The following is a 21553-nucleotide window of genomic DNA, read 5'->3' on the forward strand; positions in this document are numbered from 1 at the left end:
TTTGATCATTTCTCTCACCACTTTTAAGGTCACTTTATACTTACCTCAACACAATGCAAAAAGGAGTGAAGCATGCCCACCAAAAATCCAATCGCCATCAAAGCGCTTGATCATGTTGTTTTAAGGACCTGTAACCTCGATGCTATGTTGCATTTCTATCGAGACATTTTGGGCTGCCCTGTCGAACGCGAAGTAACGGAACTTGGTTTAACTCAACTTAGGGCAGGTAACGCATTGATTGATGTAGTGACGGTAGACAGCGAATTGGGCCAACTCGGCGGTAAGCCACCAGTTCAAAATGGTCGTAATATTGACCATTTTTGCCTGCAATTGGCGCCTTTTTCCGAGGATGAATTACTGGAATATCTGCGTGCGCGCGGCATTGAAACCGAAGAGTTTGCGAAGCGGTATGGCGCACAAGGGTTCGGTAGATCACTCTATATACATGATCCGGAAGGAAATGTCGTCGAGTTAAAACCTCAAGTGATTGATGAGTAAGCGAGTAAAAAACCTTGTTATATTCTGAAAATAACAAGGTTAACTTCTAAAATAATTATTGAAGTAAGAACATATTATTAAGTCAAAATTATATCTGGCTCACCTATTTCTTTTTCTCGCCACCATTGTTTATTTATATGTTCTTGATGAACGTAAAAACTCTCCCCCGGCATTGGCGTCAGCAGCGTTATATGTTCTTTTTGACAATGGGTAAGCAAATCTAAAATCGGTTCGTCCCAGCGGTGAGTAAATAGCTCGTATGTAGCCCAATGCACGGGCAACAGTTTTTTCGCATTTAAATCGCGAAACGCTTGCACGGTATGATGAGCCTGCATGTGCCCCCAGTTTTCGACCGGATAACCTTGGCCTTTCACATCAGCAGCCACTTCCAAACAGGCAATGTCGATTGGTCCACATCGCAGTGCGATCTCGGAAAAGTGCGAATCGTAAGCTGAATCGCCACTAAAATAGAGCGTCTCTTCTTTGCCTTTGATGACCCAAGAAGCCCACAGGGTCGAGTTTTTATCGAAATAAGTACGACCCGAATTATGGTTAGCAGGCGTACAAATCAGTTCGATTCCGGCATAGTGCACGCTATCCCACCAATCGAATTCCACGATGTTGTCTGCGCAAACGCCCCACTTTATCAGATGCTTGCCAACCCCTAAGGGTACATAAAAAGTCACGGGTTTATCGGCGTAGAAACGTATGGTCGATGCTTCTAAATGGTCGTAATGATCGTGCGAAATCACGATAATTTCAGGAATCGGCAAACAATCTCTGGCATGGGTATTGGGAATATTGCGTTCAAACCACGCTTTTGCGATGAACGGAGAAGCGTAATCAAATACCGGATCAGTCAGAATTCGAATGCCATCGACCTCCACCAGCATGGTGGAATGGCCCAGCCAAGTAACGCGCATCGATTCACTTCTCTGCGCAAACTGCGTAGGTTGAATTGGGAAATGTGGCAGATGTTCGTTAGGACTCAATGGCGTTCTACCACCAAGATAGCTCCAACACACCTGCCAGAATGATTGCGGGCTAGGGATATTTGGCATCTCGTTTTTAACGCGGCCGTTTTCAAATTGAGGCGAGTGGTGAACACGGTGCGCCAACTGCGCATGGTAGGTTTGAGGGGAAATCAGTGAACTTGGCTTTTGTGTCTTTTGTTCACTCGTTAGGTATGTGCGCTTAAGTATCGTTTCAGACATATCGTAGTTTTGTCTCGCTTGCGAACGCTCAACAGTAGGTTTATTAAAACGTGCGTGTATGTCTATTTCGTGACCAAAATGAGGTGTAAGATGAAGATTCAGTTTCAATCAAACGTTTTCTATATTAAGGAAGCGGTTCTCAAACCTTCTGAATACTGCGTCGGTTTGAAAGGAGAAAGCTATGGTGACTTGCAGCCAATACGATTTTATTGAAATCGCCTGTATGTTTAAGCTCCCTATCGAGATCACACTAAAAAATGGTGAAACTCATCAGGGCAACGCGTTCGACACAGGCTACGACATGCAGCGACAAGAGTGCTTGTTTTTAGATATGGATGGTGAGCACACCGCCTTCCCGACTGAACAATTAGTCGCAATGCGCGCGCTCAAAACCAATCCGCATTTTGACGAAGTGACATTTGAGTAAACGTCCTTCTTTCACTGGCACTGTCCAATAAAAAACGCCTCTCAAGCTGACACAACTTGAGAGGCGTTCTCTTACACTATTCACCGGAACTTCATGTTATTCACGCGACCGAATGAAAACCAGCATCGGCATCATGATCACGAACATCACTCCCACAAGCTGGAAGGTGTGCACAAACGCGACCATTTGCGATTGCTGCTGCAACATCTGTTGGTATTGGTCTAACGCAACCGGGTCGGTAATAGAAAGCCCCTGATTGGCCGCCCAGTCATGCAAGTTAGGATTATAAGGATTAATACCCTCTCCCAGCGCATGCCATTGCTGCTGACTATCACGATATTGGAACGTGGTGGCGATAGAAATACCAAACGAGCTACCAATGGTACGGAACAGATTGTAAATACTCGCCGCCGCAACAGATTGCTCTTTCGGAATCGTTAAATACGCCAAGGTGGATAGCGTCGAGAAGGTTAAACCAAGCCCCATCCCCTGAATCATACTCGGCATCACAATCCAAAATGTATCGATCTGCAGTGAGTACTGCGTCATCAAATAGCTACCAATCCCGATGCAGCTCAAGCCAAAGACTATTTTGATTCTGGGATCGAATTGCGGATTGAGCTTAATCACCAAAATCAACATCGCCGCTGACGCCAACCCACGCGGTGCCATTAATAAACCAGTGGTTGAGACCGGATAATCCAGCAAGCTTTCCAACAGCATTGGTTGTTGAGTCGTCAGGCCAAACATCGCCATCGACACCACGGCAATCATCAATGACGAGACCATAAGGTTTCGGTCTTTCAGCAGCCACAATGGCGCTATTGGACTTTTGGTTTTCCAACTGCGATAGATCCACATCACCAATCCCATGACTGCGAGCAATATCGCCGTCTGAATCATGCGTGAGTCGAGCCAGTCTTCTTCATTCCCTTTATCCAACACAAACTGCAACGCGCCCACACCTAACGCCATGTAACCGATGATCCACCAGTCAAAGTTAGGTTTGGATTTGTTGTCGATGTGGATATAGCGATAAATCAAAGAGGTACAGATCAAACCGAATGGCAAGTTGATGTAAAAAATCCAGCGCCAGTTAATGTTGTCGGTGATCACACCACCCACAACTGGGCCCAAAATAGGACCAAGCAAAATGCCGATGGAGAAAATCGCCATCGCTTTGCCTTTTTGCTCATACGGATAAATCTGCACTAACGTCGACTGCGCCAATGGAATCACCGACGCGCCGAAAGCGCCTTGGATAATGCGAAATAGCACCATCTCTTCAAGAGACTGTGCTTGCCCACAAAGCGCACTGGCAATCACAAAACCGACCACGGCAACCAGCATGACTTTGCGTTCACCAAAGCGCGACACCCAGAAACTGGTCATCGGAATGAAGATCGCTTCCGCCATGCTGTAACCCGTCAGCACCCACGTAATTTGGTCTGCCGTTGCGCCCAACGCGCCCATCATGTGCGATAGCGACACGTTCGCAACGGTCATATCGATTAACACCATGATGGCAGAAAGCATCACGGCGACGGTGGCAATCCCCCGTTTGTCTGCCGTAATTTGATGGCTCATTGCACGCTACTTTGCAAATCAATGGTGACTTCTGAGCTCGCACCCACGCGAAGTTGCGGCGCATCGGCCGGTACTTCTAATGCCAAACGTACAGGGAAACGCTGTTTGATTTTAACCCAGTTACCCGTTGCGTTTTCTGGTGGCATCAAGGAGAACGATGTACCACTCGCAGGCGACAGCTGCTCTACCGTTGCTTTCCACACCACGTCTGGGTACATATCAATCACCACATCCGCATGCATACCAGGTTTAATATGAGTAAGATCGGTTTCTTTAAAGTTCGCGCGTACCCAATAGCTGTCTTTTAAAATCACAGGGAACAGCGTTTGACCCACGCTAACGACCGAGCCTACGTGCGTATTGATTTCACCGGCAATGCCATCCACTGGTGACGTAATGTCGGTGTAGCTCAAGTTCAGCTCCGCTTGCGCTAACTGTGCTGCAGCTTGTTGAACGACCGCAGCCTCTGCGCCTTCTTCACCACGGTTCGCAATGGCTTTTTCTACCGTCGCGCGCGCTTGCTCTAGGCTCGCTTGGGCATTGGCTAGTTTGTTTTTCGCCGTATCTAAATCTTGGTCTGACGCCAGTTTACGTTTCACTAGAGAATCCGTACGTTTGTACTCCACTTGCGCTTCTGTCAGGTTAGATCGCGCCGCATCTAAGCCCGCAACGGCTTCAGTTACCTGCTTATCAGCAACGTCATGTTGCTGGACCGCCAATTGGTATGCCCCTTTTGCTTGCTTCACTGCCAACAAATATGGGCGTGAATCTATCTTCAGCAGTAGGTCACCTTTGTTAACAGATTGGAAGTCTTTGACATCCACAGAAACCACTTGGCCTTTTACCTGAGGCGCTACCGACAAAATTTTTGCCCTAACATAGGCATCTTCTGTGCTTGGGTGACTGTCTGAATACTGCCAAGACCAATACATCGCACCAAATGCGATAACACAGAGAGTAAAGAAAAGAGTTTTTACCAGCTTAGATCTGGAGGAGGAATGCTTTGCGATGTCGTCGCTCATTTATATTGTCCACTTGTTCAATTATGTGATCAGTGTAGGACTTTTCGATCTTCCGACAATAAAATGATCTGCAAGGTAAAGATCCAATTTTGCATGTTGCTAAGTGGAGTAAATGATGTGCAATCAAAACGAGGATAAAAAAGAGGGGCAGTCCCCGTAACCGCCCCCAAAGTCATGCCAATAATAGTAATGTGCGTGTAACTACTGGTTTTTCTTAGAACTTGTAACCGCCGCTGATCATAAATACCCAAGGGTTAATTTTGACGTCGGTTTTTTGCTTCTCTCCACCTGCTTTGTAAGTTGCTTCTGTTTCAATGTTTGCGTACCACGCAGCAGCGTTGAGGAACCATTGATCGTTGATCATGTAGTCCACACCAATATTCGCTGCTAGACCGAATGAGTCATCCAACTTAAGATCTGAAAGACCAGCGCCTTTACCCGTGCTATTGAAGCCCTCATCAAAGAACATGGTGTAGTTCAGACCTGCACCCACGTATGGACGGAACTTACTTTGTGGCTCGCCAAAGTAGTACTGCACCATAAGCGTTGGTGGAAGGTGTTTGGTGTCCGCGATATCACCAAGACCTAACAAGTCTGTTGAAATATCGTGGCTGAATGGTGTTGCTGCTAGAAGCTCTAAACTGATGTTGTCTGTAAACATGTAGCCAAACGTCAAACCAAGCTGCGTATTTGAATCCACTTTCAATTCTTCTTGAGAACCAAGAATCTTATCGCTGCTGTCGTTTGGAACGACAGACGCCGCACCAACACGAAGAACGAAGTCACCTTGTTTATGAGCGAAAACACTTGGTGACACGAGTGCAGCAACCACTGCTAGACTGCAGATTGTTTTTTTCATTTTTATTTCCTTTCGTAGGGCTTCGTTATGTCGTACCCAAAGGGGTGCCTGCTAACTGATCTGAGATTTCAAGTAAACTCAGCGCCTTGAAGCACACGGGTATCTATATCTTTTTGAGCTGTGCGCAATCTAGCACATAGAAACCCTACTATTTTGATGGAAATCAATTTGTGAAAAATATAGGTTTTTTGTATGGAGAAACGCCATACCGATCAACAAATTATGCAAATCGGATACAATTCTGTAATGCAAACTGTGCGTGTGAGAAGCTATGCATGCTCAAAAACACGAATCCTCTCGCTAAGATCCGTAGCCAGCAAAAACTTTTTTCTTCCTCTACGTCTTCTATTTTCAAAAAACAACCCACTTAAAACGCTCGTTTGACCCCTTAAAATCGCGATTTGAGGGGTTTGTAAAACACTGAAATACAAGAAGTTATTTTTCTGGAAAATCAGTCACTTGGAGTGCTAGTCTGCTCGCAGCTAAGGAGAAGACATGTTAAAAACCGATCTCATTTTTGAACGAGAAAACTTTTCTCATCACGATTTTCAGAATGCTACCTTTAAAAACTGCCACTTTTATATGTGCTGTTTCGACCATGCCGATCTGCGCGATGCTAAGTTCATCGACTGTCGCTTTATCGAATCCAAAGCGCTAGAAGGGTGTAGTTTTCGCTTCGCGAACTTAAAAGACGCTAGCTTTACGAACTGCATGTTGGCGATGAGCCTGTTTAACGGCGCCAATTGTATGGGCTTGGAGCTGCGTAAGTGCGATCTCAAAGGGGCAAACTTCCAAGGTGCGAACTTTGCTAATCGCGTCAGCAATACCATGTTTTTCTGTTCTGCTTTTATTACTGGCTGCAACCTCACCTACTGTAACTTCGAACGAGTGTTACTAGAAAAATGTGACCTCTTTGAAAACCGTTGGAACGGTGCGAACCTCGCAGGGGCAACTCTCAAAGGCTCGGATTTATCTCGCTGCGAATTCTCGCCAGAACAATGGGGAACCTTTAACGTTGAGCAGTGTGATCTGACTCATGTCGAACTAGACGGGCTAGATGTTCGCCGCGTTTCTCTGTTTGGTGTTAAAATTTGTGATTGGCAACAAGAGCAATTGCTTGCGCCTTTTGGACTGATCATTCTCTAAGGAAAGGCCATGAACCTGTTTAAAGACTTACCGAATAACCTCGACGAGGAAGTGTTCGAAGACCTGCTGACCCACAAAAACCTGCGTATAGAACGCATTGTCTCAACGGGGCAAACCTCGCCCGAAAGTGGCTGGTACGATCAAGAAGAACATGAATGGGTCTTGGTTCTTAAAGGAGCAGGAGAGCTGACTTTTGAATCAGGTGTAGTGCAACGACTTGAGGCAGGCGATCACGTTACGATTCCAGCTCATACCAAACACAAAGTGAGCTGGACTGACCCAACGCAAGAAACCATCTGGTTGGCGGTGTTTTATCAATAAACACAAAACGATCTTAAACCAAAAAATAGGCGCTGAATTTGCTCGATAATACTAAGCCGTCACTGGCACTGTTTGATTTTGATGGCACCATCACCCGAGAGGATATGTTTAGCCTTTTCCTCCACTATTCTGCTTATGGCCTGCGCAAACGAGTAGGAAAGGTCGCTATCATGCCATTTTATGCGCTGTACAAACTCGGAGTGTTACCCGCTCGTGTTATGCGTCCTCTCAGCAGTTTTATTGCATTTTCAGGGAAAGAAACGCAGAAAATTGAAGCGATTGGCACTCAGTTTGCCCATGAAGTGATCCCGCTGTACTTACGGCCAGAAGCGATGGAAAGGTTGGCGTGGCATCAGCACAGAGGCGATACCATTGTGGTGGTGTCGGCATCACTCAATGCGTATCTCAAGCCTTGGTGTGAAGCGAACGGTTACCACTTGCTGTGCAGTGAACTGATCTCAGAACAGCCAAAACTGAGTGGCTTTTACCAGCAAGGTGATTGTAGTTTAGAAAAAAAAGTCTCGCGCGTTAGGGCCACGTTTTCGCTCGACGAATTTGCGTCTGTTTATGCCTACGGTGATACACACGAAGACATTCCGATGCTAAAACTGGCAGACTACGCGATGCTCAACTGGAGCGAGTGGAGAGCAAGCGAATAACGATATGTGCTCTGATTTTCAAGACAACCACTCGACCAAAGTGATCGTTTTAGGCTAAAAAAACAAACCCTTCTAACATGAGAAGGGTTTTATTGTTCAGAGCCCGAATAACTGGCTTAACGCCATACACCCCATTGGCCTGTTGTGCCTGGTTCCTCACCAGACGTCCACCACTGGGCAGTCCATTCTTTGCCGTTGTGCGTCACCACATCACCTTGGTTGTATACGGCCGTCTTGTCCCACAAGTTGGTTGGTTCAACTGGTGGCGTTACATCCGCTTTGATCAGTGACAACGCATAACTGAAGTCTGCACTTGGCGCTAATACTTGGTTCGCATTCACGTTGTTACTATCGAACATGTAGTGGCTCATCTCTTGATGCCAAATGCCCACGTACCAATCGCCCGTTTGCTGCGCATTAAATTGATCCGCAATTTCTGCCGCCCAAGTCGCCGTATTGTTTGCACTGATTGGTAGTGAAATATCGACAATTTCATTGCCTGTCGCATTAAACGTACGAAAACGAATGGTGTCACCCGCTTCTACTGGTCCGAAACCTTGCTGAACAAAGTAGCCCAGAGATGTCAGATTATTGCCCGGTTCGGTTGGATCAACAGGGTCAGTCGGTGGCGTCGTGCCCGTTCCGTTTAACGTAATGTCACTACAGTTGTAGAAACCTTCCCCAGCGACATCAATGCGCTGCCAACGAGTATAAAGCACCGCATCGCCGGAACGATCAGCAGGGAAAGTCACCTGAATACGGTAGCGTTTTTCCGCATCAACATACACATCACCTGCGGTGTCGATCAGCTCTAAATCACTCCAAGTAAGAGGCTTTGAATCATCATAAGTTGGCTTGGTGAGATAGAATTCCCAGTACGATGGGTTGTGCGGCGCTTTGCCGTAAAACACCAATTCAATCTGGTTATTTGCATCTGGCGTAACATTGGTGCGCTGCCAGTTTGGAGAAGGAAAGTTCAAGCCTTTCTTAGCGGCATCGCCAGCAGAACATAGCTCACCGTCGCGAACCACGGCTTTCACATGCTCCATATCTCGGTAATTTGGTACGTTTGCTGCAATTTCACTGCGCTGCACAAACGGGTAAGCACCAGATTCTTCAAAAGCCGCTTTACACGCTTGGTTAGGGATCTCGTTGGTCCAAAAACCACCGTCTAAATAACACGTATTTTGACGAGCACTTGGAAACTCTACCCAGCCATGGGCGTTGACGTTAAATGAGCTCAATGCGGCAACAGCGCTTAAGCTCAAAAGAGGAAGTGTTACATGTGATTTCATCGTTCATCCTTAATTTTGCTGACTCGCCGCTCTGAAACACAAGCGGTTTAAGCAAAACTAGCAGGATGGGATTATTTAGAAGGTGAGAATAAATATGGAAATTGTAAGAGTGCCATCTGCTTTCCAGCATTTGTTGTGAACCATTCTCATACTCGACTGACTCTTTCGAGTCACTTCAAATTCATGTGCCACAAAAACTGTCACTCTCGTTTGGCTATCGCTCGTCTTTTGGTGTGTCCATCACCACCATCGTTGTGATCGACTTGACGTGTTCGCACTCACCCAACACATCAGCATGGAACGCTTTATAAGCGGCGAGATTTTGCGTCTCTACGCGTATGAGATATTCGTTAGATCCCGTAATGTTGTGACATTCCACCACCTCGTTTACAAAACGCACATGCTCTTCGAAACCCAGCTGTGCCTGCTTAGAGTGCGAGGCCAAACCAATCGACACATAAGCGACAAAACCCACGCCAAGTTGCTGATTATCCAGTACTGCTCGGTAGCCTTTGATCACGCCTTTACGCTCTAAATCTTGCACTCGGCGTAAGGTTGCAGACGGAGATAAACCAACGCGTTCCGACAGCTCCACATTGGAGATTCTTCCATCTCGTTTGAGCACTTGCAATATTCTTTCGTCAAATCTATCCATCATGATGTTTCATTGCTTATTTAGTTTCTAATCATCAAATAAAAGCACAATATTGACCTCAGTTCTACTTATAGTTGTTCTCAACTTATCGAGAACTGATTCAAGGAACAATCTATGGAATATCATCAACTGGGCGCTTTGGCGTTGTTCGCTTTTGTCTCCACTTTTACGCCGGGTCCCAATAACATTATGTTGATGACCTCAGGGGCAAATGTCGGCTTTAAACGCACTATCCCACACATGTTGGGCATTACCTTCGGCTTTGGTGCCATGCTAATTTTGGTGGGTATTGGCTTGATGAGCCTGTTCCACGCATATCCAATTACACACTCCATTTTGAAAGTGTTGAGCTTGAGTTATTTGCTGTACTTGACGTACAAAATCGCCACCAGCGACAAAACCGAAGCAAAACACGATTTTCGCCCAATGTCTTTTTTAGGGGCTGTCGCATTCCAATGGGTGAACCCAAAAGGTTGGTCGATGGCGTTGACGGCCATTACGGTATACAGCAGTGGCGGTTCTTGGCTCGAACTGACTTTTATCGCCGGTATCTTCTGCTTAGCTAACTTGCCATCGGTAACATTTTGGACGGCGGCAGGTATGCAATTGCAGCGTTGGTTGACCACCGATAAACGCGTTAAGGGGTTCAACTACAGCATGGCTGCGCTGTTGCTTTTGTCTACGATTCCAATGATATAAGTCTATTTTGGGTTAAAAAACGACTCACTTTACGTAATTGGGAAAGGACAGATACTGCATTTTGCTTGAGGCTTTGGCGTTAATTCACAGTGTAAATTTGTTTAAAGACGCTACCCTCTTGTTAGGGAACTTGATAATCTTTAAATGAGAAAGAGAATAATTATCGAGTAAAGTAACAATGAAAAAGAAGCCTCAACCTAAAACGCTTGTTGTCACAGACACAGAAACCATCACTCCAAACATGCAGCGCATTACCTTGCAAGGTGAGGCGCTGAGCCACTTTCCTCGTGACTGCGAAGGCAGTTACATCAAATTACTGTTTAACGATATGGGCGGCGCGGATCTGAGCATCCTGCCAGAAGACGACCGACCAATCATGCGCACCTACACTATCCGACGCTTTCATCCAGAAACCAGTTCAATCGAAGTGGATTTCGTCCGACACGTAACGCAAGATCTGCAATGCGGATTTGCAGCGCGTTGGGCAATGGCCGCGCAAAAAGGCGACACGATCAGCATTGTTGGGCCAGGTAGCATCTCCAACTTAAATACTGAGGCGGATTGGTTCTTCATGGCTGCCGATATGACAGCACTTCCAGCACTTTCTGCGAAAATTCGCACGCTGCCAGAAGAGGCCAAAGGCTACGCTGTGATCAGCGTGATGTCTCCAGCCGACATTCAACCCCTACACGCGCCAGCAGGCATGGAGTTGATTTGGCTAACTGAACAGCAAACCTTGGCTGATAGCGTTCGCGAACTCGAGTGGTTAGATGGTAACGCTTCGGTATGGTGTGCGTGTGAGTTCGATTCAATGCGTGCGCTGCGCCAATATTTCCGCAACGAAAAAGAAGTCGATCGCGAGAATATCTACATCAGCAGCTATTGGAAGCAAGGCGTGTCTGAAGATGGGCACAAAGTGATTAAACGTGAAGACGCGGAATCCAACCAATAGTGATTCATGTCTTTTCGATTCCAGCTCTCATCCTAATAAAAACGCCCGGCATCACCGGGCGTTTTAGCGACTTCAGTTGTATTAAAGTTCATGAAAACTCTAATCCGCTAGTTCCTGCGCTAAAAAGTCGATTAACAACCTCACTTTGGGCGATAAATTTCGGCTTTGTGGATACAGTGCCCAAATGCCTTCACGATCGTCTCGGTAATCGGTCAGCACCTCGACTAGCTCACCGTTATCTAGAGCTTCTTGAACGTAATAGTCCGGCAACTGCACTAAACCCAAACCACGTTTTGCGGCGCCCATTAGCGCAAAACCACTATTGCATTTAATTCTCCCCGATACGCGCAAAGACTTATCGCGTTTATTTTCCTTAAAATGCCAATAATCGACCGAACCAACTAGGCACTGATGTCGAGCCAGTTCGGATAATGTGTGAGGCTCGCCAAATCGCTCCAAATACATAGGGCTAGCACACACGTAATTTTGACGCGACGAAAGACGCTTTGCGATCATGCTGGAATCTTGCAGGCGGCCAAGACGAATCGCCACGTCTACCCCTTGCTCTATCAAATCCAGTTTTTGATTGGTCAGAACTAAATCGAGGTCCACACGCGGGTACTTCTCCAAAAACTGATGCAAGAGCGGCGCGAGGTTCATTTCCCCATAGGTCACAGGCGCTGTCACACGCAGCAAACCTCGCGGTTCGGTCTGCATTTGCGTTACGGCAAGCTCGGCCAGTTCTAGCCCTTCGACCAAATGTTTGCACTGCTGATAATAAAGCTGTCCAGCTTCAGACAGAGAAACTTTTCGCGTCGTGCGATGCAGTAACTTGACCGCAAGACGCTCTTCAAGTGCCGATACGCGGCGACTGATTTGTGCCACTGACGTTTTCAGTTTAGCCGCGGCAGCTGTAAAGCTGTTAGTTTCCGCTACGGCAACAAACTCGCTGACTCCTTCCCAATTCGCCATGCTGTATTCCTGTCGACCTCTTCTAGACAAATAGTGATTACATTGTTCTCGTCGCGCTACGCTTTGAAAACTGGAAAACTTTACGCGTCAGGTAACGGACGAAGATCGTCGTATTGCGCATCAAGCTCAATGCCAAAATATTCTTTCAACGCATCCAGGTAGGTTTGACCTGGCTCTAGCTCTATTTCTGTTAGCTCTTCATGATTGGTGCATCTGAGTGTGTAGTTAAGCAGCGTCACCAACCCACTTTCTGTCGCTCTAGCAGCGACTCTTGCGCTAGTAAAACGCGAATTAGGCGAAGTCGAGGTAAAGAAGTTGCTACATGCAATGTCACCAGCACACACGAACTCTAGGTCAAAGCTGTATAGATTGTTCCACACGTCCGTTCCATCGGTTGAAAGCACTTGGAGGAAATAACCAAACTGAGCATCTTTGACAAAACGGAAGGTTTGTAAATCCGTCTGAATCACTTGGTCAAGGATAAATGGCAATGGCGCTCGAGGGGTATTGGAGCCAAAACCCACATCGACAATCCATGTTTGTTCCTCTAACGTCACTAACGTGATTTGATGACTACGACCTGTTGGTGTACCAGACACATGTACACGCCCTAGCAAACTTCGCGCTTCAAACCCAAGAGTGTTGAGCACATCAAGCATTAAACCATTTAATTCAAAGCAGTAACCACCGCGAGAGTGGTACACGGTTTTTTGAATAATATCTTCAATCTCAACAGAAACGCCTCGCTGCAATGCGATGTCAAAATTCTCAAACGGCAGGCAACGATGCTGCGCCACGTGAACTCTGTGCAATGACTCCAAATCGGCGGGCAATTCACTAGGCAAGCCTAGCTTGGTTAAATAGGCACTCAGATCCGTCTTATTCATAATGACTCTTACTTAGCTGATGGTTTGACTGTTTTCTACTTTAGCCCCTCTATCTAACTTCAGGTCAATCACCTTTTCCATTTCCCTTCCGCTTTAAGGAGGCATAGCACTCTTTTTACATGCTCACCTTATCATTATTACGCATATGTAAAAATCATTTTCAAAATGGACGGATTATCATTTTTACTGAAACACCTAAAATGAGCACCAACAAAACGACGCAGCGCGGTAAGCAAACCTTAACTACGCTTATTACGTCACTCCATATACTGAAAATATAAAGGAAACATCCAATGTCGCTTGAAATCAAACCTGGTCAAACTCACATAAAATCAAAAGCAATGGTCGCTTGGGCTGCAGGTGAGCCGCTTAAAATGGAAGAAGTTGATGTACAACTTCCAAAAGCCGGCGAAGTGCTAGTACGCATCGTAGCAACTGGTGTTTGTCACACTGACGCATTCACACTATCAGGTGACGATCCAGAAGGTATCTTCCCTTCAATCCTTGGTCACGAAGGTGGCGGCATCGTTGAAATGGTTGGCGAAGGCGTAACAAGCGTTGAAGTTGGCGACCACGTTATCCCACTTTACACTGCTGAATGTGGTGAGTGTAAGTTCTGTAAATCTGGCAAAACGAACCTATGTCAGGCCGTTCGTGAAACGCAAGGTAAAGGCCTAATGCCAGATGGCACAAGCCGATTCTCTATCAACGGCGAAACTATCTTCCACTACATGGGTTGTTCTACTTTCTCTGAGTACACGGTTCTTCCAGAAATCTCACTAGCGAAAGTAAACAAAGAAGCACCACTTGAAGAAGTTTGTCTTCTAGGTTGTGGCGTAACCACTGGTATGGGTGCGGTATTAAACACAGCTAAAGTTGAAAAAGGCGACACAGTGGCAATCTTTGGTCTAGGCGGTATCGGTCTTTCTGCAATCATCGGTGCTCGCATGGCTGGTGCCAGCCGCATCATCGGTGTAGACATCAACGAAAGCAAATTCGACCTAGCGAAACAACTTGGTGCAACTGATTGCATCAACCCACAAAAATTCGACAAGCCAATTCAAGAAGTGATTGTTGAAATGACAGACGGTGGTGTTGACTACTCATTCGAATGTATCGGTAACGTAAACGTGATGCGCCAAGCACTTGAGTGCTGTCACAAAGGTTGGGGTGAGTCAGTCATCATTGGTGTTGCTGGTGCAGGTCAAGAGATCTCAACTCGTCCATTCCAACTGGTAACTGGTCGTGTATGGCGTGGCAGCGCTTTCGGTGGCGTTAAAGGTCGCTCTGAGCTTCCAGAAATCGTAAACCGTTACATGGCTGGTGAATTCGGCTTACAGGAGTTCATTACCCACACAATGGGATTAGCAGACGTCAACAAAGCGTTTGATCTGATGCATGAAGGTAAGAGCATCCGAACAGTTATCCATATGGATCAATAATGCTGCCTCAGGCTCTCCTTTTGGGGAGCCTGAATTCCTTCTGCTAATTAGAGAGTTTATTCATGACCATTGAAAATGTAAGCCAAGCCAAAGTGTTTGGCGGTTGGCACAAGCAATATACACACGAATCCAATGCCCTAAACTGCACCATGCGCTTCGCGATATTCTTGCCACCTAACGCAACGAAATCAAATCCCGTACCCGCGCTATACTGGCTCTCTGGTTTAACGTGTACCGATGAGAACTTTATGCAGAAAGCGGGCGCATTTCGTATGGCGGCCGAGCTTGGCATTGCGATCATTGCACCAGACACAAGTCCGAGAGGCGAAGGTATCGCTGACGACGAAAGCTATGACCTAGGAAAAGGAGCTGGCTTTTACCTTAATGCGACGCAAGCACCTTGGTCACTGCATTACTGTATGTACGACTATGTGACTGAGGAGTTGCCTGCGATCATCGAAAGTAACTTCCCAGTCTCTGACGTGAAGTCAATTTCCGGTCACAGTATGGGCGGCCACGGAGCGCTCACCATTGGTCTGAAAAATTCAGAACAGTACCGTTCTATTTCAGCGTTCAGTCCAATCAGTAACCCAATGCAATGCCCTTGGGGACAAAAAGCCTTTACTGCTTACTTAGGCAAGGAGCTTGAAAGCTGGAAGCAATACGATGCAAGTGAACTTCTAAAACAACAACAATCACCATTACCAATTTTGGTTGATCAAGGTGATGCTGATGGCTTCTTAAATGAGCAGCTTAGACCGGAAGCGCTGATTGCTGCGGCAAAAATACACGATTCAAACCTAACCTTGAGAATGCAACCTGGCTATGACCATAGCTATTACTTCATCTCAAGCTTTATTGAAGAGCACCTCAACTTCCATGCAAAATATTTGTTTGCATAGTTAATTTAAGTAAGCTCATGAAATAAAAAATAAAGTCACCAAAACTAGGTGACTTTATTTTCTTTACGTACTAACAAATACATATCTGAATATCTATGATTTAAATATGTAAAATAATGTAACTTAAGAGCAAATTCGACATCCATTTCTCGCCTTATTAAATTCTCATTTCCGACACAGTATCTTTATTAAAAATGACACAAAGTTGCACTAAAAACCAATTAAATACCGCGAAATCATTACGAAACTCTACCATCATCCCAATACTCTGAGCTTTTAATTAAGAAGCAACTTAATAACCTTGACGTGACGTAAACCGACAGTTATTTTTGAAACATAACGTATTATAAAATCTCATCCGGTTGGCTCTATAATTATAAATAAATTACCGCTAGCACCTTTGTCCTAGCTAAGAAAAAAGAATAAAACTCAAAAGGGCATATGATGAAAAAGATAGTCGCGCTAGGTCTGTTTTTTGTTGCGCCATTCTTGTCTGCAAATACGATCGTATTTAGTAGTAGCCAGCAGCCTAGTGTCATACTGGAACTGGAAGAGATCCAAGCTTTACCTACCACTAGCTACACGATGACATTGCCTTGGCTTCCTGCTTCGTCAGAGTTTTTAGGCGTTAAACTCAGCACGCTTCTTACACACGTCTACGGAAAGGTACCAGAGCAGGTTGATATCAGCAGCTTAAACGACTATCACTCGACATTGTCCCGACAAGATATTCTTCGATATCAACCAATACTGGCTTATCAACAAGATCAGAATTACATAAAAGTCAGGAATAAAGGCCCTTTCTGGGTGATATATCCAATCAATCTCTATCCAGAGCTAAACTACAATAAATATCATGCGCAAATGGTATGGCAAGTAAATGAAATAAAAGAAAAATAATAAGAATGAAGTTATCAGAACCCTATTCTAAGAAACAAAGAATATTGCAATATTCTACCACCAGCAAAATGCTGCTGGTGGTGTTTGCCGTTTCTTTGCTCCTCGCGAATGTCGTGCTTTTACAGCAAACACGTTCACTCTCACAAAATTTTAATAACGAACAAAAACAAGCGACTTGGTTTTTATTCCAACTCTCCAAAGAACTATCAGAACTTGTCGGCGAGGCCAGACGGTTAGATGAAAACGTATTGAATATTGATGGTGCAGAGCTTCAATACGAGTTAGCGTGGAGTCGCTTTGACTTATTGACCAGTAGCACGAAAGCCAATAAGTTCTTTTCTCGGAACAACATGCACCTTTACTTCATTAATCTTTTTGAAGAGTTCAAAGAGCTAGAAAAACAACTAGTAGAAGCTAGAACAGGTGACAGCCAAGCTGCTGCTGCATTTTATCGTTCAACTCAAACACTATATTTAGGCTTAATAGACTTCGTTAATCAAAACTTCCGTCTAAGCAGTAAAGCTTATGAAGCACAAAAAGGTCAAACCCAGCGCTTAATGCAAGCACAATATATGTTGTTTGCGACGTTCGTTTTGTCGATTATCTCTCTAACTTATTTCTTTTATCGTGAATCCCATTTTCATAGAAAATTGGCGCTAAGCGACCCTTTGACGAACCTAGGGAACCGCAATGCACTATTCATAACCCTAAACAAATTTACTCAAGAAAAAACGCCCTTTTCTCTCTGGATTCTAGATTTAAATGGTTTTAAAGAAGTCAACGACACACACGGACACCAAGTTGGCGACACTGTACTGCGGGAAATCGCTAGGCGGCTTAATTCTATGGCACTCAATGATTTTACTGTTTATCGCATGGGAGGAGATGAGTTCGCGGTTATCCTTGAAGGTGAATATCTCAATGAAGAGAACGTACGTGAGCAGATAAATACCGTCTTTGATGCACAAATATTAAACTCCGATAAAGTCTCAACACTTTCAACAAGCATGGGCTTAGCGCAATACCCTAAAGACAGTGACAATGTTGACTTTCTTATCAGCATAGCGGATAAGCGCATGTACAAAATGAAATTTCAACGTTAAACGGTATATATGATGAGAAAGTTCATGCAAGTACTGCTTCTACTGGCAGTCATTGCGGCAGGTGTGTTGGCTTGGGTATTTATTCCATCGCACGAAACCATCGGGCAAAAAACGCTTGAGCAGGCACTCAACGACGACTACAGCCTCGTTGGACATCGAATCTACTCAACCGATCCGGATGCTGGCAACCGATTCGGCTACTTCGTATTAGCAACGGGCCAGAGCATTGAAGAGCAAGAGCCGTTTTTGGTCACTTCGGATCAGTTTATTCGCATGGAGAAAACGGGTGATAATACCTTGTCTGTGACCGTCAATGGCCGTATTTACCATTATCATAACGACTTGTGGGTGCCAAAATCAGACGGGAAATTGCAGCACTTTTTAGTCAGCGCAACCGCCAAGTACGTACGCTAAAACGGGAACATTACTACCCCCTCCCACCACACACACAAAAAAAACAAAGCCCCGCATACACTGCGGGGCTTTTTACGTGAAGAAGAAAATAACATCGAATAAATGAGCGTTACTTCGCTAACACTTTCTCTTTAATCACTTTGAGTACCCCAGCCTCTTGGTTGCTTGGCGCAGAATAACGAGCAATTTTCTTAATCTCTTCGTGCGCGTTGGCAACCGCGTACGAATGCTCACTGACTTGCAGCATTTCGAGGTCATTGAGGTAATCACCAAACGTCATGGTTTCTGCCGGAGTAAAATTCATCGTCTCTTGAAGATGCTGAATGGCCGCACCTTTAGAGGCCTCGGCATTCATCACATCCAGCCAGATTTTTGCACTCACCACGACTTTATGCGTTGCGCCAAACTTAGCGTTCATGGTCGGAAACAGGAGCTCTTCCGAACCGTCAAAGTGACAAATTGCTACCTTAATAAACTCGTCTTCGACCTCAAGCAAATCCGGCACATATTCACAGCGGTGGTAGTACTTTTGAAATTCTTCCAGCGATTGCTGATCATGCGTTTCGATGTACGCCGAGCGCTTGCCACACAATACGATGTTCGCCCCGTCAATCTCACGAGCCGCTTTCACAATCTCCAACACTTCCGCTTTAGGAATGGTACAACTGTAGAGCTCTTTGTCTTGGTACATCACCAAGGTGCCGTTTTCAGCCACATACAACAGTCTGTCTTTGATTGGCGCGAACGTGTCTCGCAGGCTGTAATACTGACGACCAGACGCAGCGGAGAACAAAATGCCTTGCTCTTCCAGTTGCAAAAACAGATCGAAAAACTCTGGATCCAAACGACCGTACTGGTCAAGCAATGTGCCATCCATATCGGAAGCAATAAATTTGATGCAAACTTGTGACATTAACGAAAACTCTAAATGATGCTGCGAAAATATATCCATGTAAGGTACAGGATCTTGTATGAATCTCAAGTCGGGATGACGACGCTTTTCGCATTCACCAAGGGTGCTGTTTAAAGTAATCTTCACTGTGATCGATGAAAGCTCTCACCGCAGGAGACAAGTGTTTACGTGATGAATACAGCGCGTAAATGTTGAGATCATTTGGCTTCCAATCCGGCAACACCGACTCAAGCTGACCCGATTTGAGATAGATATTGCTCAAGTAAGTTGGCAACATCGAAATACCCATGCCTTGTAAAGCGCCATGCAATAACGCCGTGGCCTCATTGCTGGTTAGGCGACACTCAATTCCCACCGATTCGAACTGGTCGCCCTGAGACAAATGCCACACGTGACGCTCAAAGTTTTTGTATCCCAAACAGTCGTGTGAAGATAAATCTCGCGGATGCGCGATCGCGTGGTGAGTTTGTAAATATTGCGGTGATGCTACCAACACCGATTCGCACACCGCAATCGGCTTACCAATCAAAGAAGGATCGGGATCTGACGCAATTCGGATCGCCAGATCGATGCGTTGTTCGGTTAGATCACTCACTGAATCTTGCAGATCTATGTCGATATACACTTTGGGGTGCTTTTGCATAAAACTGTTTACTACGGGGATCAACTGTGAGAATCCAAATGAAGTACTAGACGCAAGACGGATTTTTCCGGACAGCTCACCATCAACGGCAATGTTCGACGTTAATGTATCGGCCTGTTTTAACCAGCGCTCAATCTGAGGCAAGCTGCGCTCCCCTGCGGTGGTGAGGGACACCTTGCGCGTGGTGCGGTGTAACAAACGAGTTTGCAGCCAGTTCTCCATCGCCTCTACATAACGAGTCACCATTGGCCGAGACATGTCTAACCGCTCTGCGGTCGCGGTAAAACTGCCAGAATACACCACATCCACAAACACTTTTGCTGCCGTTACTCTATCCATACATTTGATCGAAATAAGAAATAGTGATGCACATTATTGTGTATTTTTCCGAGCGTATCAATTTCCTAATATAGCTCCCGTTCCCAAGCCATGGTCGCTTGGCCCCAAATTCTTTAGGAGCTTATTATGAAAAAATTAACTTTGATTGCTGCATCCATTTTAATGGCAAGCCCTGTCCTAGCCTCTCCCCTTACTCTTGAGGTTTACAACGCCGACGGTAACAGCTTCCACGTAAACTCAACCTTGGTATACGGTGAGACTGACGCCATGGTTATCGACACTGGCTTCACCAAAGCTGACGCGATGCGCATTGCCGCTAAAGTGCTGGACTCAGGCAAAACGCTTAAAACCATTTTTATCAGCCAAGCGGACCCAGACTACTACTTTGGCGCAGAGGCCTTACACCAACAGTTCCCTGATGCGCAGATCATCACAACGCCTGCGGTTCAAAAAATTATTAAAGAGAAATTGGCTGGAAAGCTGGCGTACTGGGGACCAAAGCTTGGCGCAAACGCACCGGTAAAACCAGTGATCCCTGTCGCGTACGATAAAGCATCATTGGAGCTAGAAGGTCATAAGATTGAAATTCGTGGTAACCATGGCACATCAGCACACCGCCCTTACCTATGGATTCCAGATAACAAAGCGATTCTAGGTAACGTAGCCGTGTACTCAAACGTACATTTGTGGATGGCAGATGCCGCTGACCAGACCGCCATCAATGCTTGGGAGCAGCAACTTAGCGAGATGCTTGCGCTTAAACCTCAAGTGGTCATTCCTGGTCACATGAAAGCAGGCACAAAGCTGAACGCAGACACCATTCGCTACTCGCAACAATACTTGCAGGATTTTCAGCAAGCGAAAAAACACAGCAATAACAGCGTTCAACTCATTGACACCATGTCTGCGAAATACCCAGAAGCTCAATTGCCAATCGCGCTAGAAATCGGTGCGAAAGTGCATACTGGTGAAATGTCATGGTAACCGTGCATTACTTCTTCGATCCCATGTGTGGTTGGTGCTACGGGGCATCACCACTCATCGAAGCCTTGATGGACACCTCTCAATTTAAGGTAGAGCTTCATCCCGGCGGTATGATTGAGAAACGCGCGATTGAACCTGAATTTCGTCAGCACATCATCAACAGTGACGCTCGTATCGCAACCGAAACCGGAGCAACGTTTGGTGAAGCATATCTGCAACGCGTGAAAAGCGAAGATGCGTTTGTTCTTGATTCTTATCTACCCACACAAGCGATCTTGAGTGCGGAGAAAATGGGGCTGAATCCATGGCACATGCTAAAGGCCATCCAATCTGCGCATTATCAGCTCGGGTTAAAAGTGAATGAAGCATCGACGCTCAAAGCCATTGCAGAATCGCTAGGTTTAACAAGTGATGCGTGGGAGCAAAACATGGCGTTAAGCGAAGCCGAACTAGATGAGAGAATTCGCTCTAGCCGACAATTGATGCGACAGTTACACGTTGGTGGTTATCCAACCCTGATTGCAGAAGTAAATGGCGAGTACTTGACCTTGCCGCACTCGACCTACTACGACAAACCGGCACAGTGGAAGCTTGCATTACAAAAACTGCAATAAGCTCTTCCCCACTCGCTCTTGTTCTTAATCCAAGAGCGAGTGCCAACACCGACATGGCAATCCTGACTCAAACAGGTACAATCCTCGCTCGATTTTTTACTCGCGC

The 21553-nt window shown here is 45.7% G+C and carries 24 protein-coding genes; 14 read left to right on the forward strand and 10 right to left on the reverse strand.

The window, feature by feature from the left end:
* Positions 1 to 72 precede the first annotated feature (72 nt).
* Positions 73 to 498, forward strand: a complete 426-nt coding sequence (locus J4N40_RS22060) for a VOC family protein (protein WP_017634369.1) — start codon at positions 73 to 75, stop codon at positions 496 to 498.
* A gap of 77 nt (positions 499 to 575) precedes the next feature.
* Here J4N40_RS22060 and J4N40_RS22065 read toward each other — a convergent pair whose 3' ends face one another.
* Entirely contained in the window at positions 576 to 1712 is a 1137-nt protein-coding gene (locus J4N40_RS22065) for an MBL fold metallo-hydrolase (protein ID WP_054576493.1), read from the reverse strand.
* A 181-nt stretch (positions 1713 to 1893) separates the two neighbouring features.
* Between J4N40_RS22065 and J4N40_RS22070 the strand changes: the two genes are divergently transcribed.
* On the forward strand, positions 1894 to 2139 hold the full coding sequence (locus J4N40_RS22070) for a Rho-binding antiterminator (protein WP_005374351.1): 246 nt from the start codon (positions 1894 to 1896) through the stop codon (positions 2137 to 2139).
* Positions 2140 to 2235: 96 nt separating this feature from the next.
* Here J4N40_RS22070 and J4N40_RS22075 read toward each other — a convergent pair whose 3' ends face one another.
* The 3 genes from J4N40_RS22075 to ompW all read right to left on the reverse strand — a co-directional run bounded on the left by J4N40_RS22075 (position 2236) and on the right by ompW (position 5607).
* Positions 2236 to 3726, reverse strand: a complete 1491-nt coding sequence (locus J4N40_RS22075) for an MDR family MFS transporter (protein ID WP_017634371.1) — start codon at positions 3724 to 3726, stop codon at positions 2236 to 2238.
* Positions 3723 to 4748 carry an HlyD family secretion protein gene (locus tag J4N40_RS22080; RefSeq protein WP_064376359.1) on the reverse strand — a complete coding sequence of 342 codons (1026 nt, stop codon included), beginning with the start codon at positions 4746 to 4748 and terminating at the stop codon, positions 3723 to 3725. Before J4N40_RS22080 ends, J4N40_RS22075 begins: the two co-directional genes overlap by 4 nt.
* Positions 4749 to 4962: 214 nt before the next feature.
* Complete coding sequence (gene ompW, locus J4N40_RS22085; protein ID WP_064354457.1) at positions 4963 to 5607, reverse strand: outer membrane protein OmpW; 645 nt, start codon at positions 5605 to 5607, stop codon at positions 4963 to 4965.
* A gap of 495 nt (positions 5608 to 6102) precedes the next feature.
* Between ompW and J4N40_RS22090 the strand changes: the two genes are divergently transcribed.
* The 3 genes from J4N40_RS22090 to J4N40_RS22100 are packed head-to-tail and all read left to right on the forward strand — an operon-like array spanning position 6103 to position 7733.
* On the forward strand, positions 6103 to 6753 hold the full coding sequence (locus tag J4N40_RS22090; protein ID WP_005374358.1) for a Qnr family pentapeptide repeat protein: 651 nt from the start codon (positions 6103 to 6105) through the stop codon (positions 6751 to 6753).
* A gap of 9 nt (positions 6754 to 6762) precedes the next feature.
* The gene (locus J4N40_RS22095) at positions 6763 to 7074 is read left to right on the forward strand and encodes a cupin domain-containing protein (protein ID WP_005383281.1); all 312 of its coding nucleotides are present in this window, start codon (positions 6763 to 6765) and stop codon (positions 7072 to 7074) included.
* A 38-nt stretch (positions 7075 to 7112) separates the two neighbouring features.
* Complete coding sequence (locus J4N40_RS22100; RefSeq protein WP_062730856.1) at positions 7113 to 7733, forward strand: HAD-IB family hydrolase; 621 nt, start codon at positions 7113 to 7115, stop codon at positions 7731 to 7733.
* A gap of 116 nt (positions 7734 to 7849) precedes the next feature.
* On the opposite strand, the gene J4N40_RS22105 is transcribed toward J4N40_RS22100, so the two are convergent.
* Together J4N40_RS22105 and J4N40_RS22110 are read right to left on the reverse strand one after the other, a co-directional pair.
* Positions 7850 to 9028, reverse strand: a complete 1179-nt coding sequence (locus tag J4N40_RS22105) for a lytic polysaccharide monooxygenase (RefSeq protein WP_136976759.1) — start codon at positions 9026 to 9028, stop codon at positions 7850 to 7852.
* A 214-nt stretch (positions 9029 to 9242) separates the two neighbouring features.
* On the reverse strand, positions 9243 to 9683 hold the full coding sequence (locus tag J4N40_RS22110; protein ID WP_031780811.1) for an Lrp/AsnC family transcriptional regulator: 441 nt from the start codon (positions 9681 to 9683) through the stop codon (positions 9243 to 9245).
* 114 nt (positions 9684 to 9797) lie between these two features.
* Here J4N40_RS22110 and J4N40_RS22115 point away from each other — a divergent pair, with 114 nt between their 5' ends.
* The gene (locus tag J4N40_RS22115) at positions 9798 to 10382 is read left to right on the forward strand and encodes a LysE family translocator (protein WP_064369529.1); all 585 of its coding nucleotides are present in this window, start codon (positions 9798 to 9800) and stop codon (positions 10380 to 10382) included.
* Positions 10383 to 10560: 178 nt separating this feature from the next.
* Positions 10561 to 11334, forward strand: coding sequence for a siderophore-interacting protein (locus J4N40_RS22120; protein ID WP_062730859.1), 774 nt, complete (start codon positions 10561 to 10563; stop codon positions 11332 to 11334).
* 99 nt (positions 11335 to 11433) lie between these two features.
* Here the strand turns inward: J4N40_RS22120 and J4N40_RS22125 are convergent, their stop codons facing one another.
* Both J4N40_RS22125 and J4N40_RS22130 read right to left on the reverse strand, forming a co-directional pair.
* Positions 11434 to 12306 carry a LysR family transcriptional regulator gene (locus J4N40_RS22125; protein ID WP_017633836.1) on the reverse strand — a complete coding sequence of 291 codons (873 nt, stop codon included), beginning with the start codon at positions 12304 to 12306 and terminating at the stop codon, positions 11434 to 11436.
* Between the two features lie 80 nt (positions 12307 to 12386).
* On the reverse strand, positions 12387 to 13193 hold the full coding sequence (locus J4N40_RS22130) for an arylamine N-acetyltransferase family protein (RefSeq protein ID WP_005383272.1): 807 nt from the start codon (positions 13191 to 13193) through the stop codon (positions 12387 to 12389).
* 293 nt (positions 13194 to 13486) lie between these two features.
* Between J4N40_RS22130 and J4N40_RS22135 the strand changes: the two genes are divergently transcribed.
* The 5 genes from J4N40_RS22135 to J4N40_RS22155 all read left to right on the forward strand — a co-directional run bounded on the left by J4N40_RS22135 (position 13487) and on the right by J4N40_RS22155 (position 17954).
* The gene (locus J4N40_RS22135; RefSeq protein ID WP_017821027.1) at positions 13487 to 14635 is read left to right on the forward strand and encodes an S-(hydroxymethyl)glutathione dehydrogenase/class III alcohol dehydrogenase; all 1149 of its coding nucleotides are present in this window, start codon (positions 13487 to 13489) and stop codon (positions 14633 to 14635) included.
* 62 nt (positions 14636 to 14697) lie between these two features.
* Positions 14698 to 15537, forward strand: a complete 840-nt coding sequence (gene fghA / locus J4N40_RS22140) for an S-formylglutathione hydrolase (RefSeq protein WP_005374382.1) — start codon at positions 14698 to 14700, stop codon at positions 15535 to 15537.
* Positions 15538 to 15981: 444 nt separating this feature from the next.
* Positions 15982 to 16437 carry a putative pterin-binding protein gene (locus tag J4N40_RS22145; protein ID WP_193837827.1) on the forward strand — a complete coding sequence of 152 codons (456 nt, stop codon included), beginning with the start codon at positions 15982 to 15984 and terminating at the stop codon, positions 16435 to 16437.
* Between the two features lie 5 nt (positions 16438 to 16442).
* Complete coding sequence (locus J4N40_RS22150) at positions 16443 to 17540, forward strand: GGDEF domain-containing protein (protein ID WP_250654518.1); 1098 nt, start codon at positions 16443 to 16445, stop codon at positions 17538 to 17540.
* Positions 17541 to 17564: 24 nt separating this feature from the next.
* Complete coding sequence (locus tag J4N40_RS22155) at positions 17565 to 17954, forward strand: hypothetical protein (RefSeq protein WP_005374387.1); 390 nt, start codon at positions 17565 to 17567, stop codon at positions 17952 to 17954.
* Between the two features lie 109 nt (positions 17955 to 18063).
* Here the strand turns inward: J4N40_RS22155 and J4N40_RS22160 are convergent, their stop codons facing one another.
* The gene (locus tag J4N40_RS22160) at positions 18064 to 18867 is read right to left on the reverse strand and encodes a Cof-type HAD-IIB family hydrolase (RefSeq protein WP_042522338.1); all 804 of its coding nucleotides are present in this window, start codon (positions 18865 to 18867) and stop codon (positions 18064 to 18066) included.
* Positions 18868 to 18961: 94 nt separating this feature from the next.
* A complete protein-coding gene (locus tag J4N40_RS22165; protein WP_017633830.1) occupies positions 18962 to 19849 on the reverse strand; it encodes a LysR family transcriptional regulator in 888 nt (295 codons plus the stop codon).
* A 126-nt stretch (positions 19850 to 19975) separates the two neighbouring features.
* On the opposite strand from J4N40_RS22165, the gene J4N40_RS22170 reads away from it, so the two are divergent.
* Positions 19976 to 20833: an MBL fold metallo-hydrolase gene (locus tag J4N40_RS22170; RefSeq protein ID WP_169628496.1), complete on the forward strand. Its 858-nt coding sequence runs from the start codon at positions 19976 to 19978 to the stop codon at positions 20831 to 20833.
* Entirely contained in the window at positions 20827 to 21447 is a 621-nt protein-coding gene (locus tag J4N40_RS22175; RefSeq protein ID WP_047102496.1) for a DsbA family protein, read from the forward strand. Before J4N40_RS22170 ends, J4N40_RS22175 begins: the two co-directional genes overlap by 7 nt.
* Positions 21448 to 21553 lie beyond the last annotated feature (106 nt).

Source organism: Vibrio sp. SCSIO 43097, from assembly GCF_023650755.1.
GTDB classification, from domain to species: domain Bacteria; phylum Pseudomonadota; class Gammaproteobacteria; order Enterobacterales; family Vibrionaceae; genus Vibrio; species Vibrio alginolyticus.

Excerpts from the sequence above, each read along its gene's own strand:
- J4N40_RS22125 (WP_017633836.1), bottom strand. The coding sequence starts at position 12,306 with ATGGCGAATTGGGAAGGAGTCAGCGAGTTTGTTGCCGTAGCGGAAACT.
- J4N40_RS22070 (WP_005374351.1), top strand. The coding sequence starts at position 1,894 with ATGGTGACTTGCAGCCAATACGATTTTATTGAAATCGCCTGTATGTTT.
- J4N40_RS22150 (WP_250654518.1), top strand. The coding sequence starts at position 16,443 with ATGAAGTTATCAGAACCCTATTCTAAGAAACAAAGAATATTGCAATAT.
- J4N40_RS22160 (WP_042522338.1), bottom strand. The coding sequence starts at position 18,867 with ATGTCACAAGTTTGCATCAAATTTATTGCTTCCGATATGGATGGCACA.
- J4N40_RS22095 (WP_005383281.1), top strand. The coding sequence starts at position 6,763 with ATGAACCTGTTTAAAGACTTACCGAATAACCTCGACGAGGAAGTGTTC.
- J4N40_RS22155 (WP_005374387.1), top strand. The coding sequence starts at position 17,565 with ATGCAAGTACTGCTTCTACTGGCAGTCATTGCGGCAGGTGTGTTGGCT.
- J4N40_RS22175 (WP_047102496.1), top strand. The coding sequence starts at position 20,827 with ATGGTAACCGTGCATTACTTCTTCGATCCCATGTGTGGTTGGTGCTAC.
- J4N40_RS22170 (WP_169628496.1), top strand. The coding sequence starts at position 19,976 with ATGAAAAAATTAACTTTGATTGCTGCATCCATTTTAATGGCAAGCCCT.
- ompW (WP_064354457.1), bottom strand. The coding sequence starts at position 5,607 with ATGAAAAAAACAATCTGCAGTCTAGCAGTGGTTGCTGCACTCGTGTCA.
- J4N40_RS22120 (WP_062730859.1), top strand. The coding sequence starts at position 10,561 with ATGAAAAAGAAGCCTCAACCTAAAACGCTTGTTGTCACAGACACAGAA.
- J4N40_RS22145 (WP_193837827.1), top strand. The coding sequence starts at position 15,982 with ATGAAAAAGATAGTCGCGCTAGGTCTGTTTTTTGTTGCGCCATTCTTG.
- J4N40_RS22165 (WP_017633830.1), bottom strand. The coding sequence starts at position 19,849 with ATGGATAGAGTAACGGCAGCAAAAGTGTTTGTGGATGTGGTGTATTCT.
- J4N40_RS22110 (WP_031780811.1), bottom strand. The coding sequence starts at position 9,683 with ATGGATAGATTTGACGAAAGAATATTGCAAGTGCTCAAACGAGATGGA.
- J4N40_RS22080 (WP_064376359.1), bottom strand. The coding sequence starts at position 4,748 with ATGAGCGACGACATCGCAAAGCATTCCTCCTCCAGATCTAAGCTGGTA.
- fghA (WP_005374382.1), top strand. The coding sequence starts at position 14,698 with ATGACCATTGAAAATGTAAGCCAAGCCAAAGTGTTTGGCGGTTGGCAC.
- J4N40_RS22075 (WP_017634371.1), bottom strand. The coding sequence starts at position 3,726 with ATGAGCCATCAAATTACGGCAGACAAACGGGGGATTGCCACCGTCGCC.
- J4N40_RS22065 (WP_054576493.1), bottom strand. The coding sequence starts at position 1,712 with ATGTCTGAAACGATACTTAAGCGCACATACCTAACGAGTGAACAAAAG.
- J4N40_RS22115 (WP_064369529.1), top strand. The coding sequence starts at position 9,798 with ATGGAATATCATCAACTGGGCGCTTTGGCGTTGTTCGCTTTTGTCTCC.
- J4N40_RS22105 (WP_136976759.1), bottom strand. The coding sequence starts at position 9,028 with ATGAAATCACATGTAACACTTCCTCTTTTGAGCTTAAGCGCTGTTGCC.
- J4N40_RS22060 (WP_017634369.1), top strand. The coding sequence starts at position 73 with ATGCCCACCAAAAATCCAATCGCCATCAAAGCGCTTGATCATGTTGTT.
- J4N40_RS22090 (WP_005374358.1), top strand. The coding sequence starts at position 6,103 with ATGTTAAAAACCGATCTCATTTTTGAACGAGAAAACTTTTCTCATCAC.
- J4N40_RS22130 (WP_005383272.1), bottom strand. The coding sequence starts at position 13,193 with ATGAATAAGACGGATCTGAGTGCCTATTTAACCAAGCTAGGCTTGCCT.
- J4N40_RS22135 (WP_017821027.1), top strand. The coding sequence starts at position 13,487 with ATGTCGCTTGAAATCAAACCTGGTCAAACTCACATAAAATCAAAAGCA.